12 protein-coding genes are annotated in these 15,480 nt (G+C 52.9%); 10 read left to right on the top strand and 2 right to left on the bottom strand.

Translation table 11 applies throughout. The annotated features are described in order from the left end of the window. Nucleotides 1–22 precede the first annotated feature (22 nt). From yddG to HV037_RS12385, 3 genes are all read left to right on the top strand, one after another. Nucleotides 23–904 (top strand): aromatic amino acid efflux DMT transporter YddG, encoded by an 882-nt coding sequence (yddG, locus tag HV037_RS12395; protein ID WP_016156546.1) that lies wholly within the window; start codon nt 23–25, stop codon nt 902–904. A gap of 459 nt (nt 905–1,363) precedes the next feature. Continuing rightward, entirely contained in the window at nt 1,364–2,458 is a 1,095-nt protein-coding gene (ompD, locus tag HV037_RS12390; protein WP_019076795.1) for a porin OmpD, read from the top strand. Between the two features lie 143 nt (nt 2,459–2,601). After that, nucleotides 2,602–2,982, top strand: coding sequence for a GFA family protein (locus HV037_RS12385; protein ID WP_087121860.1), 381 nt, complete (start codon nt 2,602–2,604; stop codon nt 2,980–2,982). Here the strand turns inward: HV037_RS12385 and HV037_RS12380 are convergent, their stop codons facing one another. Further along, on the bottom strand, nt 2,983–4,470 hold the full coding sequence (locus HV037_RS12380; RefSeq protein ID WP_103283815.1) for an MFS transporter: 1,488 nt from the start codon (nt 4,468–4,470) through the stop codon (nt 2,983–2,985). It lies immediately after the preceding gene. Between the two features lie 117 nt (nt 4,471–4,587). On the opposite strand from HV037_RS12380, the gene HV037_RS12375 reads away from it, so the two are divergent. From HV037_RS12375 to HV037_RS12345, 7 genes are all read left to right on the top strand, one after another. Next, nucleotides 4,588–5,166: a TetR family transcriptional regulator gene (locus HV037_RS12375; RefSeq protein WP_016153113.1), complete on the top strand. Its 579-nt coding sequence runs from the start codon at nt 4,588–4,590 to the stop codon at nt 5,164–5,166. A gap of 212 nt (nt 5,167–5,378) precedes the next feature. Then, on the top strand, nt 5,379–6,764 hold the full coding sequence (locus HV037_RS12370) for a NarK family nitrate/nitrite MFS transporter (protein WP_047358146.1): 1,386 nt from the start codon (nt 5,379–5,381) through the stop codon (nt 6,762–6,764). Nucleotides 6,765–6,877: 113 nt separating this feature from the next. Next, entirely contained in the window at nt 6,878–10,618 is a 3,741-nt protein-coding gene (locus HV037_RS12365) for a nitrate reductase subunit alpha (RefSeq protein ID WP_103283814.1), read from the top strand. Then, entirely contained in the window at nt 10,615–12,159 is a 1,545-nt protein-coding gene (gene narH, locus HV037_RS12360; protein WP_103283813.1) for a nitrate reductase subunit beta, read from the top strand. The genes HV037_RS12365 and narH overlap by 4 nt, the downstream gene beginning before the upstream one ends. Next, on the top strand, nt 12,159–12,854 hold the full coding sequence (gene narW / locus HV037_RS12355) for a nitrate reductase molybdenum cofactor assembly chaperone (RefSeq protein ID WP_016153117.1): 696 nt from the start codon (nt 12,159–12,161) through the stop codon (nt 12,852–12,854). The genes narH and narW overlap by 1 nt, the downstream gene beginning before the upstream one ends. After that, complete coding sequence (narI, locus tag HV037_RS12350) at nt 12,851–13,531, top strand: respiratory nitrate reductase subunit gamma (protein ID WP_003833047.1); 681 nt, start codon at nt 12,851–12,853, stop codon at nt 13,529–13,531. Before narW ends, narI begins: the two co-directional genes overlap by 4 nt. A gap of 135 nt (nt 13,532–13,666) precedes the next feature. Further along, nucleotides 13,667–14,560 (top strand): PhzF family isomerase, encoded by an 894-nt coding sequence (locus tag HV037_RS12345; RefSeq protein ID WP_016156551.1) that lies wholly within the window; start codon nt 13,667–13,669, stop codon nt 14,558–14,560. A 57-nt stretch (nt 14,561–14,617) separates the two neighbouring features. Here HV037_RS12345 and nhoA read toward each other — a convergent pair whose 3' ends face one another. Beyond that, entirely contained in the window at nt 14,618–15,463 is an 846-nt protein-coding gene (gene nhoA, locus HV037_RS12340) for an N-hydroxyarylamine O-acetyltransferase (RefSeq protein WP_103283812.1), read from the bottom strand. Between the last annotated feature and the right edge of the window lie 17 nt (nt 15,464–15,480).

Raw genomic sequence — 15,480 nt, 5'->3', positions numbered from 1 at the left:
GTACCATGGACAGACAATCAGCATGACAAAACAAAAAGCAACGTTAATTGGGCTTATTGCCATCGTGCTCTGGAGCACGATGGTCGGGCTTATTCGTGGGGTAAGCGAAGGACTGGGGCCGGCAGGCGGCGCGGCGATGATTTTTACATTAAGCGGCCTGTTGCTGATATTTACCGTCGGATTCCCAAATATCAGAAAAATTCCTGTGCGATATTTAATCGCCGGTAGCGTGCTTTTTGTTAGCTATGAAATATGCTTAGCGCTGGCCCTCGGCTATGCCGCAACTCGTCACCAGGCTATTGAAGTGGGTATGGTCAATTATCTCTGGCCAAGTCTGACAATATTATTCGCCATCTTATTTAATGGCCAAAAAACAACCTGGTTGGTGATTCCCGGATTAATCATCGCATTGACCGGGGTTTGTTGGGTGTTGGGGGGTGAAAACGGCCTGAATCCTGGAGAAATTATCAGCAATGTTGCCAGCAGCCCGCTTAGCTATTTCCTCGCCTTTCTCGGCGCTTTTATCTGGGCAACGTATTGCACGGTGACCAATAAATATGCAAAAGGTTTTAACGGCATCACCGTGTTCGTTTTACTAACGGCGGCAAGTTTGTGGGTTTACTATTTTATTACGCCTCAACCGGAAATGGTTTTCAGCACTTCGGTGACGATTAAAATGTTCACTGCAGCATTAACGTTAGGATTTGCCTATGCCGCGTGGAATATTGGTATTTTGCATGGCAACGTGACCGTTATGGCCGTCGGGTCTTATTTTACTCCAGTGCTGTCCTCTGCGCTGGCGGCGGTGTTGCTCAGCGCCCCGCTGTCACTATCCTTCTGGCAAGGAGCGCTGATGGTCTGCGCGGGGTCTCTGCTTTGCTGGCTGGCAACGCGGCGTGCCTGAAAAAAAGTCGGGTTTTATCACAAACAAATAAAATCCGGCTATACTTTAGACAATTTAATGAATAATAATTGTTCATTCCACTGCGGTTTATGTTTATATTTTTTTAATTAAATGTTAAATATATGGAAATTAATTAACGCCCGAAAGTATTACTCGGTTATCTGTATCTCTTCACATGTATATATTACACCTGCGAAACTAACGCCATTTAAATCATAGCCTGCACAATAGTTCCCCATGTAAATATACCCATTCCGATCTGTCACATATTAAGATTAATACAATCAGCTATATTATGTAGATCTGGATCACACAACTTCAAATATTTCGCAATATTATGAAACTTATTATTGAACTTATACCACTGCGTCATTTAAAAATGGTTTGCCATTGACGAACCCCTTCGTTTAGCAATGGTTTAGGAAACACACCAAGAAATAATTATAAGGATTATTTAGAATGAAACTTAAATTAGTTGCAGTGGCAGTGACTAGCCTGTTGGCGGCAGGTGCGGTAAACGCAGCTGAGGTATATAACAAAGACGCAAACAAACTGGACCTGTACGGTAAAGTTCACGCTCAACACTACTTCTCTAACGATACCAGCAGCGATGGCGACAAAACTTACGCGCGTCTGGGCTTCAAAGGCGAAACTCAGATCAACGACCAACTGGTTGGTTTTGGTCAGTGGGAATATGAATTCAAAGGCAACCGTTCTGAAGATCAGGGTTCCGACAAAGATAAAACCCGTCTGGCATTCGCTGGCCTGAAATTCGCTGAATACGGTTCTTTCGACTACGGTCGTAACTACGGCGTAGCTTACGACATCGGCGCATGGACCGACGTTCTGCCAGAGTTCGGTGGCGATACCTGGACCCAGACTGACGTCTTCATGACTGGTCGTACTACTGGCGTTGCAACCTACCGTAACACCGACTTCTTCGGTCTGGTCGAAGGTCTGAACTTTGCCCTGCAGTACCAGGGTAAAAACGATCGTAGCGCCGACAAAGAAGCTAACGGCGACGGCTTCGGTCTGTCAACTACCTATGAGTACGATGGCTTCGGCGTAGGTGCAGCCTATGCGAAATCTGACCGTACTGACTCCCAGAACAACCACAGCGGTCAGTTCAAAGCTGACGGTAAGAACGCTGAAGTTTGGGCTGCTGGCCTGAAATATGATGCGAACAACATCTACCTGGCAACCACCTACTCCGAAACCCGTAACATGACTACCTTTGGTGGTACTGTTAAAGGTACTGAGATCATCGGTATTGCAAATAAAGCACAGAACTTTGAAGCTGTTGCTCAGTACCAGTTCGACTTCGGTCTGCGTCCGTCCGTTGCTTACCTGAAGTCTAAAGGTAAAGACATCAACGGTTACGGCGACCAGGATCTGGTTGAATACGTAGACCTGGGTGCTACCTACTACTTCAACAAAAACATGTCCACCTTCGTTGATTACAAAATCAACCTGCTGGATGCCAACAACTTCACAAGAGCTGCCGGTGTAAGCACTGACAACATCGTTGCTGTTGGTCTGAACTACCAGTTCTAATTTTGTTGTAGTCTGAATACAAAGCCAGTCCTTCCAGGGCTGGCTTTTTCTCTTAATGTAGACTCGGTCATAAGGAGTATGCCGTGCAGACATTCACTGGTCGTTGTCTTTGCGGGCAGAGTCATTTTACCGTCGACGTCGAAATGCTGGATGTCTATGCCTGTCATTGTACGCTGTGCCAGAAGTGGTCAGGTGGCATCGCTATGTATCTGGAAGCCAGCGCTCAGCCGCTGATGTCTCCGGATTCAGCAGAACCTTCGCACTTCCCATCTTCAAATCGTGGTGAACGTTTTTTCTGTTCCGGTTGCGGGTGCCCGCTGTGGTTTACCCTAACGGGCAGCGATCGTTATTTTGTGCCGTGGACGCTGCTGGAGCTGAATGAGGTGGATCGCCGCCGCCTGGTTTTAGCGGCAGAGATCTATACGGAAACACAGCCTGCGTTCTGGAGGCTGACGGGGCAATACGCTCGACTGAGTGGGAAAGAAGTCGAAGAGATGGATTACCCCTGTCATTTAGCCCATTAGTTATTGACGCTGTACCTTTGCCAGACTGAACCACATTCCTACCGCTAATACGATAAGCATGCTGCCAGCGCTGCTTAAGGCCACGCTGTGCGACCAGGTAAAGGCTTCTTTAGCAGCCGACAGCAACGCCTCACTCAGCGACGACGGGAGCGAGTGCGCCAGTTGCACCGCCTCCCCCATTGACGATGAGGCTCGTTCTATCTCCTGTGGGTTAAGTCCGACAGGCGGCAGAATCGAGGCTGAAAAGCTGCGGCTCAACAACAAACCAAAGATAGCGATCCCAAGCCCGGCCCCCAGTTCATAAGCCATTGTCTCAATGGCGCCCGCGGCTGCGGCTTTTTCTGCCGGGGCTGCCGCCATGATAGCCGCCGTCGAGGCCAGCAGCGCACTGGCGGCGCTGAAACCGAGCAAAGCCATTAATATCCAGGCTTGAATCTGCTGAGTACTGAAATCTGTCATCGCCAGGCCGTAAAAACTGACGGCGCTAAGCGCCATACCCGCCGTTGCCACACAACGTAATCCCAGGCGTGACACCAGCATACCGGCAATGGGTCCGCTGAAGCCGCTTGCCAGCATCACCGGCAGCATAAACAGTCCCGCCTGATACGGTGTTAAACCATGAACAAACTGTAGCTCCTGAGCCATCAGTAACTCGAAACCCACCAGAGTTATCATGGCGGTCATCGCCATCACAACGCCGCTTAAGATGATGCGATGCGTGAACAGCCGCATATCAATCATCGGGCGGGAAGCGGCAAGCTGGATGCGGACAAACTGCCACAACAGTAACGCGCCGGTTAACAGCGTCAACGCAATGGCAGCAGTCGCCGTATTTCCTTTCAGCGCGGTTTTAGCGCTGTAAACCAGCAGCAGAATGGCGACAATCAGCATTATCGCATGACCGAAATTTAACGATTGATCGCGACGTTCGGCCTGGCGCGGCACTAAGCGCGCGGTTAAGGCCATTACCACCAGGACAATTGGCACATTAATTAAGAATACGGATCCCCAGTAGAAGTGCTCCAGCAGCATCCCACCAACCAGTGGGCCAAATGCCGCACCGCCGGAACCCACGGCAGCCCAGACACCGAGCGCCATATTGCGATGCCGTTGCTCAGCGAATGTGGCGCGAATACCCGCAAGCGTTGCCGGAACAATCATCGCCGCCCCAATCGCCAATACAGCCCGAGTGGCAATCAGCCAACCCGCGCTGTGGGCAAAGGCAGCGGCCAGCGATGCGAGGCCAAATACTCCGCCCCCTAACAGCAGCAGACGTTTAAAGCCAATACGATCGCCCAGCGCGCCCATTGGCAATACCATTCCGGCCATTACCAGAGAATAAATATCAATGATCCACAGCAGCTCGTTACCACTGGCACCCAGCGTCATACTCAGCGTGGGCGCGGCAACGTGCAGCACCGTTGCATCAATCGCAACAGGGATGTAGACCAGTACAATAATGACTAACGTTAACCACTGACGAAACATAAAACTCCCTAACGAAACTGAAACTGGACACGTGTCCAGCTTTAGCGATCCTACGGAAATTTGAACGTATGTCCAACTTTTTGTTAGACTGCGTGCTATACGGGTACAGGAGGAAAGATGAGCTATCTGAATCGGGACGAACGTCGGGAAGTTATTCTGCAAGCGGCCATGCGTGTCGCGCTTGAGGAAGGATTTACTGCGATGACGGTGCGGCGTATTGCCACGGAAGCGCAGGTGTCCACCGGGCAGGTACACCATCACTTTACCTCTGCGGGTGAGTTAAAATCCCTCGCTTTTGTGCAACTGATACGGACCCTTCTGGATGCCGAACAGGTCAGTGATAACGCCAGCTTCCGCGAACGACTGCATGCCATGTTGGGCAGTGAAGATGGCGGGTTCGAACCCTACATTAAACTGTGGCGTGAAGCGCAGGTCCTGGCGGATAAAGATCCGGAAATCAAAAGCGCCTACCTGCTAACCATGCGGATGTGGCATGAAGAAACCGCCGCTATCATCACTCAAGGACAGAGTGCAGGTGAATTCTCAGCAATACCGGATGCGGCCGAGGTGGCCTGGCGCTTAATCGCATTGGTTTGCGGCCTGGATGGCATTTATGTCTTAGGCATTGAGGAAATGGCCGACCCTGCATTCGAACGCCATTTGGATCGTATGATTACGTTAGAGTTAGTTAATTGATGTTATAGATGAATTAATAATACATCTTTTATTTTTACAATTGGTAACACTTAAGCAACATGTAATTCCCTCATCACGCCGCGTTATTGCGCTTTTTTATCTATTCTTTCAGTCAATATTCCCAAAACTTTTCAATAGTTTCTAAAAAGAACTCGCGCGGCGCTGTGTGCGTTTATTTCTTTTTCATGAACGGCATGGGCATGGAGAATAATATGTCAGCATCAAATGAGAAAAATAATCGTTATCTTTTAACTGACTGGAAACCGGAGAACCCCGCCTTTTGGGAAAACAAAGGTAAGCATATTGCACGCAGAAACCTCTGGATATCAGTAAGTTGTCTGTTGCTGGCGTTCTGCGTCTGGATGTTGTTTAGCGCCGTGGCCGTCAATCTGAATAAAATTGGGTTTAATTTCACTACTGACCAACTGTTTTTATTAACGGCATTGCCTTCTCTTTCTGGCGCAATATTGCGCGTTCCCTACTCCTTTATGGTACCTATATTTGGTGGGCGCCGGTGGACCATTTTTAGCACGATTATTCTGGTTATTCCCTGCGTCTGGCTCGGTTTTGCCGTGCAAAATAACGCTACTCCGTTTGGCGTATTTATTATCATTGCGCTGATGTGTGGTTTTGCTGGCGCAAACTTTGCCTCCAGCATGGGTAATATCAGCTTTTTCTTCCCCAAAGCGAAACAAGGCAGCGCATTAGGCGTTAACGGTGGTCTCGGCAACCTTGGCGTCAGCGTGATGCAGTTGATCGCGCCGCTGGTGATCTTTCTGCCTATCTTTACCTTTTTGGGCGTACAGGGCGTACCGCAAGCCGACGGCTCGTTATTGTCGCTGGCCAATGCCGCATGGATTTGGGTTCCGTTACTGCTGATAGCTACCTTAGCAGCAGGCATGGGAATGAACGATATTGCCAGTTCGAAGGCCTCAATTGCTTCCCAGTTGCCGGTCCTCAAACGTTTTCATCTGTGGTTATTAAGCCTGCTGTATCTCGCCACCTTCGGTTCATTTATCGGCTTTTCGGCAGGCTTTGCCATGCTGGCGAAAACTCAGTTCCCGGACGTGAATATCCTGCAACTTGCGTTCTTCGGCCCCTTCATCGGCGCTCTTGCGCGATCGGCAGGCGGCGTGATTTCTGACAAATTCGGCGGTGTGCGCGTCACGTTAATTAACTTCATCTTTATGGCGTTGTTTAGCGCCCTGCTGTTCCTCACCCTGCCTGGGTCAGGCGAAGGAAACTTTGTCGCCTTCTACCTGGTGTTTATGGGCTTGTTCCTGACTGCGGGTTTGGGAAGCGGCTCAACCTTCCAGATGATCGCGGTGATCTTTCGCAAAATCACCATATACCGTGTCAAGCTGCACGGTGGTACTGAAGAACAGGCCCAACGTGAAGCGGTAACCGATACCGCTGCCGCGCTGGGATTCATTTCTGCTATTGGCGCTGTGGGGGGCTTTTTCATCCCCAAAGCGTTTGGTTCATCGCTGGCGCTGACCGGCTCTCCGGTGGGCGCAATGAAAATATTCCTCGTGTTTTACATCGTCTGCGTGCTGGTGACCTGGCTGGTCTATGGCCGTAAATCACAAAAAAAATAACAAAATGGATACCGCAGGATCGGACAGTTCGATAGGCCGGATAAGGCGTTAACCGCCATCCGGCCTACCGTTCGATTCACCGTCGGCAATATTCTCAAAGCAGGAGTTATGTCATGAGTAAACTGTTCGATCGCTTTCGCTACTTTAAACAAAAGGGCGATACGTTTGCCGATGGGCACGGGCAAGTGATGCACACCAACCGGGACTGGGAAGACAGCTATCGTCAGCGCTGGCAGTTCGACAAAATTGTGCGTTCTACCCACGGCGTTAACTGTACCGGCTCATGCAGTTGGAAAATCTACGTCAAAAACGGACTGGTGACCTGGGAAACGCAGCAAACCGACTACCCGCGTACCCGCCCTGACCTGCCAAATCATGAACCCCGTGGCTGCCCGCGCGGTGCCAGCTACTCCTGGTATCTTTACAGCGCCAACCGTCTGAAATATCCCCTGGTGCGTAAACGTCTGATCGAACTGTGGCGCGACGCCCTGTCCCGCCAGCCCGATCCGGTGCTGGCCTGGGAATCCATTATGAACGACCCGCAAAAATGCCAGAGCTACAAACAGGTACGCGGGCGCGGTGGTTTTATCCGTTCCAACTGGAAAGAGCTTAATCAGCTCATTGCTGCCGCCAACGTCTGGACGGTGAAAACCTATGGCCCGGATCGCGTGGCCGGGTTCTCCCCGATCCCTGCTATGTCGATGGTCTCCTATGCCGCAGGCACACGTTATCTTTCGCTACTGGGCGGAACCTGCCTGAGCTTCTATGACTGGTACTGCGACTTACCGCCTGCATCACCGATGACCTGGGGCGAACAGACCGATGTTCCAGAATCCGCCGACTGGTATAACTCCAGCTACATCATCGCCTGGGGGTCAAACGTGCCGCAGACCCGTACCCCGGATGCGCACTTTTTTACTGAAGTACGCTACAAAGGCACCAAGACGATTGCCATTACGCCGGATTACTCGGAAGTCGCCAAACTGTGCGACCAGTGGCTGGCCCCCAAGCAAGGGACAGACAGCGCGTTGGCGATGGCGATGGGCCACGTCATCCTGAAAGAATTCCACCTCGACAATCCCAGCGATTACTTCATCAATTACTGTCGTCGCTATACCGATATGCCGATGCTGGTTTTGCTGGATGCCCGGGAAGATGGCAGCTACGTTCCAGGGCGCATGATGCGCGCCTCAGACCTTGTCGATGGTCTGGGCGAAAGTAACAATCCGGAGTGGAAAACCGTGGCCTTTAACACTGCTGGCGAACTGGTGGTCCCGAACGGGTCTATCGGTTTTCGCTGGGGCGAGAAAGGTAAATGGAACCTGGAGCCACTGGCGGCTGGCGCTGAAACAGAACTTTCCCTCTCGCTGCTCGGTCAGCATGATGAAGTGACCGGCGTGGCATTCCCCTACTTTGGCGGCAACGAAAACCCGCATTTTCGCAGCGTGAAACAGGAACCCGTGCTGATTCGTCAACTGCCGGTAAAACATCTTACCCTCGCCGATGGCAGCCGTTGCCCGGTGGTGAGCGTCTATGATCTGGTGCTGGCGAATTACGGCCTCGACCGTGGTCTGGATGACGCTCATAGCGCGCAAGATTACAGCGAAGTGAAAGCCTACACCCCGGCCTGGGGAGAGCAAATTACCGGTGTCCCTCGTCGTCATATCGAACAAATCGCCCGTGAGTTTGCCGATACGGCGCACAAAACCCATGGCCGTTCGATGATTATCCTCGGGGCTGGCGTCAACCACTGGTATCACATGGATATGAACTACCGTGGAATGATTAACATCCTCGTGTTCTGCGGTTGTGTGGGACAAAGCGGCGGCGGCTGGGCGCACTATGTGGGTCAGGAGAAATTGCGTCCGCAAACCGGTTGGTTGCCGCTGGCCTTTGCGCTGGACTGGAACCGCCCGCCGCGTCAGATGAACAGCACCTCGTTTTTCTACAATCATTCCAGCCAGTGGCGTTATGAAAAACTCACCGCTCAGGAACTCCTCTCTCCGCTGGCTGACGCGTCGAAGTTTAGCGGACATTTGATCGACTTTAACGTACGTGCAGAAAGAATGGGCTGGCTGCCGTCCGCGCCGCAGCTCAACCTCAACCCTCTGACCGTCAAAGCAAAGGCAGAACAAGCGGGAGTGTCGCCTGCGCAATACACTGCACAGGCGCTGAAATCGGGTGAAATTCGTTTTGCCTGCGAGCAGCCGGATAGTGGTAACAACCATCCGCGTAATCTCTTCGTCTGGCGCTCTAACCTGCTCGGCTCCTCCGGTAAAGGGCATGAATACATGCTCAAGTATCTGCTGGGTACCGAAAGCGGGATCCAGGGGGAAGCGCTCGGTTCAAGCGAAGGTATTAAACCTGAAGAGGTGGAATGGCAGTCCGCGGCGATAGAGGGCAAGCTTGATCTGCTGGTAACGCTCGATTTCCGTATGTCGAGTACCTGCCTGTTCTCCGATGTCGTTTTGCCGACCGCCACCTGGTATGAAAAAGACGATATGAACACCTCGGATATGCATCCGTTTATTCACCCGCTGTCGGCGGCGGTCGATCCTGCGTGGGAATCGAAGAGCGACTGGGAAATTTATAAAGGCATCGCCAAAGTCTTCTCTGAGGTTTGCGTCGGGCACCTTGGGCAAGAAACGGATGTGGTATTACAACCGCTGCAACACGACTCCCCGGCAGAGCTGGCGCAGCCGTTTGACATTCAGGACTGGCGTAAAGGCGAATGCGATCTCCTCCCGGGGAAAACGGCGCCCAATATTGCCGTCGTGGAACGTGACTATCCCGCCACCTACGAACGCTTCACTTCGCTCGGTCCGCTAATGGACAAGCTCGGTAACGGCGGGAAAGGTATTACGTGGAATACCCAGACGGAGGTCGATTTCCTCGGCAAGCTTAACTACACCAAACGCGAAGGTCCGGCGAAAGGCCGACCACTGATAGACACCGCGCTGGATGCGTCTGAGGTGATCCTCGCCCTCGCACCGGAAACGAACGGTCAGGTGGCGGTGAAAGCCTGGGAAGCGCTGGGAGCGATGACCGGACGCGACCATACGCATCTGGCGTTGAACAAAGAAGACGAGAAAATCCGTTTTCGCGATATTCAGGCGCAGCCGCGCAAAATCATCTCCAGCCCCACCTGGTCCGGGCTGGAAAGTGAACATGTCTCCTATAACGCAGGCTATACCAACGTCCACGAGCTGATCCCGTGGCGCACCCTGTCCGGTCGCCAACAGTTGTACCAGGATCACGCGTGGATGCGAGCGTTTGGTGAAAGTCTGGTGGCATATCGTCCGCCTATCGATACCCGTAGCGTCAGCAATATGCGCGAAGTTCCGCCTAACGGCTTCCCGGAAAAAGCGCTCAACTTCCTGACTCCGCATCAGAAATGGGGGATCCATTCTACCTACAGCGAAAACCTGCTGATGCTGACGCTGTCGCGCGGTGGCCCCATTGTCTGGATCAGTGAAACCGATGCTAAAGAGCTGGGCATTGAGGATAACGACTGGATTGAAGCCTTTAACGCCAACGGCGCGCTCACCGCGCGTGCTGTGGTGAGTCAGCGCGTGCCGCCGGGAATGACCATGATGTATCACGCTCAGGAGCGAATCATGAATATCCCTGGCTCGGAAGTCACCGGTATGCGCGGCGGGATCCATAACTCAGTCACCCGCGTCTGCCCGAAACCCACGCACATGATCGGCGGCTATGCGCAACTGGCATACAGCTTCAACTATTACGGCACGGTCGGCTCTAACCGCGATGAGTTCATCATGATTAGAAAAATGAAAAATATTAACTGGCTGGATGATGAAGGTCGCGATCAGGTACAGGAGGCGAAAAAATGAAAATACGCTCACAGGTAGGCATGGTTCTTAATCTGGATAAGTGCATCGGCTGCCACACCTGCTCCGTCACCTGTAAAAACGTCTGGACCGGACGTGAAGGGATGGAATATGCGTGGTTTAACAACGTTGAGACCAAGCCAGGCATTGGCTATCCGAAAAACTGGGAAGATCAGGAAGAGTGGCAAGGCGGCTGGGTTCGCGATGTTAACGGGAAGATAAGGCCGCGCCTGGGCGGCAAGATGGGCGTTATCACCAAAATTTTTGCTAACCCGGTGATCCCGCAAATCGATGATTATTACGAACCCTTTACCTACGATTATCAGCATCTGCATAGCGCGCCGGAAAGCAAGAATCAGCCCACTGCACGTCCGCGTTCGCTGATAGATGGCAAACGGATGGACAAGATTATCTGGGGTCCTAACTGGGAAGAGTTGCTCGGCGGTGAGTTCTCAAAACGTGCCCGCGACCGTAACTTTGAGAAAATGCAAAAGGAGATGTACGGGCAATTCGAAAACACCTTCATGATGTATTTACCGCGCTTGTGCGAACACTGCCTGAACCCAAGCTGTGTCGCCACCTGCCCGAGCGGTGCCATCTATAAGCGTGAAGAAGACGGCATCGTGTTGATCGACCAGGATAAATGTCGCGGCTGGCGCTTGTGCATCAGCGGTTGTCCGTACAAAAAAATCTACTTTAACTGGAAGAGCGGTAAATCAGAAAAGTGCATTTTCTGCTACCCGCGTATTGAGTCCGGCCAGCCGACGGTATGTTCGGAAACCTGCGTGGGACGCATCCGCTATCTTGGCGTATTGCTGTATGACGCCGACCGCATCGAAGAAGCAGCCAGCACCGAGCATGAGACCGATCTCTACGAGCGTCAGTGCGATGTGTTCCTCAATCCACACGACCCGGCGGTCATTGAAGAGGCGTTAAAACAAGGTATTCCGCACAACGTCATCGAAGCGGCCCAACGTTCGCCCGTTTACAAGATGGCGATGGACTGGAAGCTGGCGCTGCCGCTGCACCCGGAATACCGCACCCTGCCGATGGTCTGGTATGTACCGCCGTTGTCGCCGATTCAGTCGGTCGCTGACGCGGGGGGACTGCCGCACAATGGCAACATTCTGCCAGCGGTTGAATCACTGCGAATTCCGGTTCAGTACCTTGCCAACATGCTTAGCGCGGGCGATACCGGTCCGGTACTGCGCGCGCTAAAACGAATGATGGCCATGCGCCATTATATGCGTTCGCAAACCGTAGAAGGCGTAACGGACACCCGCGCGATTGAGGAAGTGGGTCTGACCGTTGAGCAGGTTGAAGAGATGTATCGCTATCTGGCCATCGCCAACTATGAAGACCGCTTCGTGATCCCGACCAGCCACCGTGAAATGGCGCGTGATGCGTTCCCGGAGAAAAACGGTTGCGGATTTACCTTTGGCGACGGCTGCCATGGCTCAGATACCAAATTCAACCTGTTTAACAGCACTCGTATTGACGCCATCGACATCACCGAAGTGCGCGATAAAGCGGAGGGTGAATAATGCAAATCCTGAAGGTTATCGGCCTGCTGATGGAATATCCCGACGAGTTGCTGTGGGAGTGTAAAGACGAGGCGCTGGCGCTTGTGGCCAGCGATGCCCCAATGCTTACCGAATTTAGCCAGGGGCTGCTCAATGCGCCATTACTGGATAAACAAGCCGAATGGTGTGAGATATTTGACCGGGGCCGGGCCACCTCTCTGCTGCTGTTTGAGCACGTGCACGCCGAGTCTCGCGATCGGGGCCAGGCGATGGTTGATCTGTTGGCGCAGTACGAAAAGGTCGGACTGCAGCTCGACTGTCGCGAACTGCCGGATCATCTGCCGCTGTATCTGGAGTACTTAAGCGTGTTGCCGGAAGCGGAGGCCAAAGAAGGATTGCAGAACGTCGCACCAATTCTGGCGCTGCTGGGGGGGCGTTTGAAACAGCGTGATACGCCGTGGTATCAACTGTTTGACGCCCTGCTACTGCTTGCCGGAAGCCCTCTTTCAAGTGACAGTGTCACTAAACAGGTTGGCACGGAAACCCGCGACGATACCCGACAAGCGCTGGATGCCGTCTGGGAAGAGGAACAGGTGAAGTTTATCGAGGATAACGCCACCGCCTGTGACAGTTCACCGTTACAAAACTATCAACGACGCTTTAGCCAGGACGTGGCACCTCAGTATGTCGACGTCAGCGCGGGAGGCCCGAAATGATACAGTACCTGAACGTCTTTTTTTACGATATCTACCCGTACCTCTGTGGCACGGTGTTTATCCTCGGCAGTTGGCTACGCTATGACTACGGGCAATACACCTGGCGGGCCTCTTCCAGCCAGATGCTGGACAAACGCGGCATGGTGTTATGGTCAAACCTGTTCCACATCGGCATTCTGGGGATCTTTTTCGGGCACCTGTTTGGCATGTTAACCCCGCACTGGATGTATGCCTGGTTCCTGCCGATTGCAGTGAAGCAGCAGATGGCGATGATCGCCGGTGGGCTCTGTGGCGTGCTGACGCTGGTCGGTGGCGCTGGCTTGCTGGTACGTCGTTTGACCAATCCGCGCATTCGTGCAACCTCCTCCACTGCCGATATCCTGATCCTCTGCGTTCTGCTGATTCAGTGTATCCTCGGCTTAACCACCATCCCATTCTCTGCGCAGCATCCTGACGGCAGTGAAATGCTGAAACTGGTAGGTTGGGCGCAGTCGGTGGTGACCTTCCAGGGCGGCGCGTCTGCGCATCTGGATGGCGTGGCGTTGATTTTCCGTGTGCATCTGGTTTTGGGGATGACTATCTTCCTGCTGTTCCCGTTCACGCGCCTGGTTCACGTGTGGAGCGCGCCGTTTGAGTACTTTACCCGCCGCTATCAAATAGTGCGTTCACGCCGATAAATTCGCATTGAAATGTCGGGTGACGACACGCCTTATCCGGCCTACAACCAGGCACCGTAGGCCGGATAAGATAGCGATCATCGCCATCCGGCATTTTGCACGTTATGATGCTTTTCCATTCCAGGGAGAACGTTAATGAAACCACAGGTTTACCACGTCGATGCCTTTACCTCGGTACCCTTTCGCGGCAATTCAGCAGGTGTGGTTTTGCATGCTGACGGACTGAGCGAAGCGCAGATGCAACTCATTGCTCGCGAGCTGCGTCATTCGGAAACCGCTTTCCTGCTGACCAGCGACGACAGCGATGTTCGCATCCGCTATTTCACGCCGACGGTCGAAGTTCCTATCTGTGGGCATGCTACCGTCGCTGCACATTATGTGCGGGCAAACGTGCTTGGCTTGGGCAACAGTACAATCTGGCAAACCTCGCTGGCTGGTCGTCATCGGGTGGATATCGAAGCTACCGGGAATGACTATCGTATTAGCCTTGAACAAGGCGTACCCGGATTTGAACCTCCGCTGGAAGGGGCTGTTCGTAGTGCGATTATCGAGGCCCTACTCCTGAGCGAAGACGATATGCTGGCAGGCTTGCCGATTCAGGTTGCTACCACCGGGCATTCGAAAGTGATGATTCCGCTCAAGCCCGAGGTGGACCTCGACGCCCTTTCCCCTGATTTGCAGGCTCTGACAGCCATCAGCCAACAAATTGGCTGTAACGGCTTCTTTCCTTTTCAAATCCGCCCGGGCGAAAACGCCACCGATGGCCGCATGTTTTCGCCTGCAATTGGGATTGTGGAAGACCCGGTTACCGGCAATGCCAACGGTCCAATGGGCGCGTGGTTGGTTCACCATGGGCTGATGGCGCATGATGGGAAAACGTTACGTGTTCAGGGACATCAGGGCCGTGCGCTCGGGCGCGACGGTATTGTTGATGTGACGGTGACTATCCGTGATAACCAGCCAGAAAAAGTCACCATTACCGGTTCGGCGGTGATCCTGTTTCACGCAGAATGGGCGATAGATTTTTAATTGTTCCCGTAGGCCGGATAAGGCGATTACGCCAATCCGGCACTAATCCCGATGCCCCTATTTCCCCGCGTCCGGATGCGTATCAAACGCCGCCATTACCGTCGCCAGCTCATCCTGGGTAAACCCATGCTTCACGTCATCCACGCCCAGGCCAAACCGCTCCTGCAACAAGGCATACAGACTGGGAACGTCAGGCAGATTAATCTGTTCTACCGCGTGTCCATCCTGATAATGGGTGAAATGAAAATTGGTTAACGTTAATTTCCCGCCGTCGGGCAGATGACGACACATCAGCAAATGATGGCGAAAATGTGATTGCGGCCAGTGAGCGGACCAGAAGTTGCCTATCAGATAATCGCTCTGATGCTGGACGACCAGGTCGAAACGGTACATTGATTGCCAGTGTTCGTGATGACAGAACTGTAGGATCCAGTCTTCACCTTCCTGAATCAACCGATACTCGCCGTGTGGTGTCTTCTGCTCAATGTTCGCCTGCAGACGAATCGGCGCCGTCAGCGTCTGCCCGCCGAAACCAACGTCGGCGATCCACCGCTCTCCCTGCAACTCAACCAGCAACAGACGATGCGTGCGTGGTGGCAGGCTTGACGGGTTCGCCAGTACCACACGTCCGAGCAGACTGCGTACGGTAAAACCGATTTCGCGTAGCGCTCGCTCAAATACTCCGTTCTGTTCAAAACAATAGCCGCCGCGACGCGCCGTCACCAGCTTCTCCTCCAAAGACAAATCGTCAAGCTGCATCTCTCTTGGAAGCAATACATCCAGGTTTTCAAAAGGTATGGCGGCGTTGTGCAGTAAATGCAGCGCCCGTAAGGTTTCAATGTTGACCCTGGCCAAATCTGACCAGCCAATACGGGCAAAATAAGCGGTTAAAAAAGGCGTCATACGGAGTTCCTGTTCAA

The sequence above is a fragment of the Citrobacter sp. RHBSTW-00017 genome (assembly GCF_013797615.1).
GTDB lineage: Bacteria > Pseudomonadota > Gammaproteobacteria > Enterobacterales > Enterobacteriaceae > Citrobacter > Citrobacter braakii.
The sequence above is the reverse complement of the archived record's forward strand: the minus strand, read 5'-3'. Positions and strand labels throughout refer to the sequence as shown.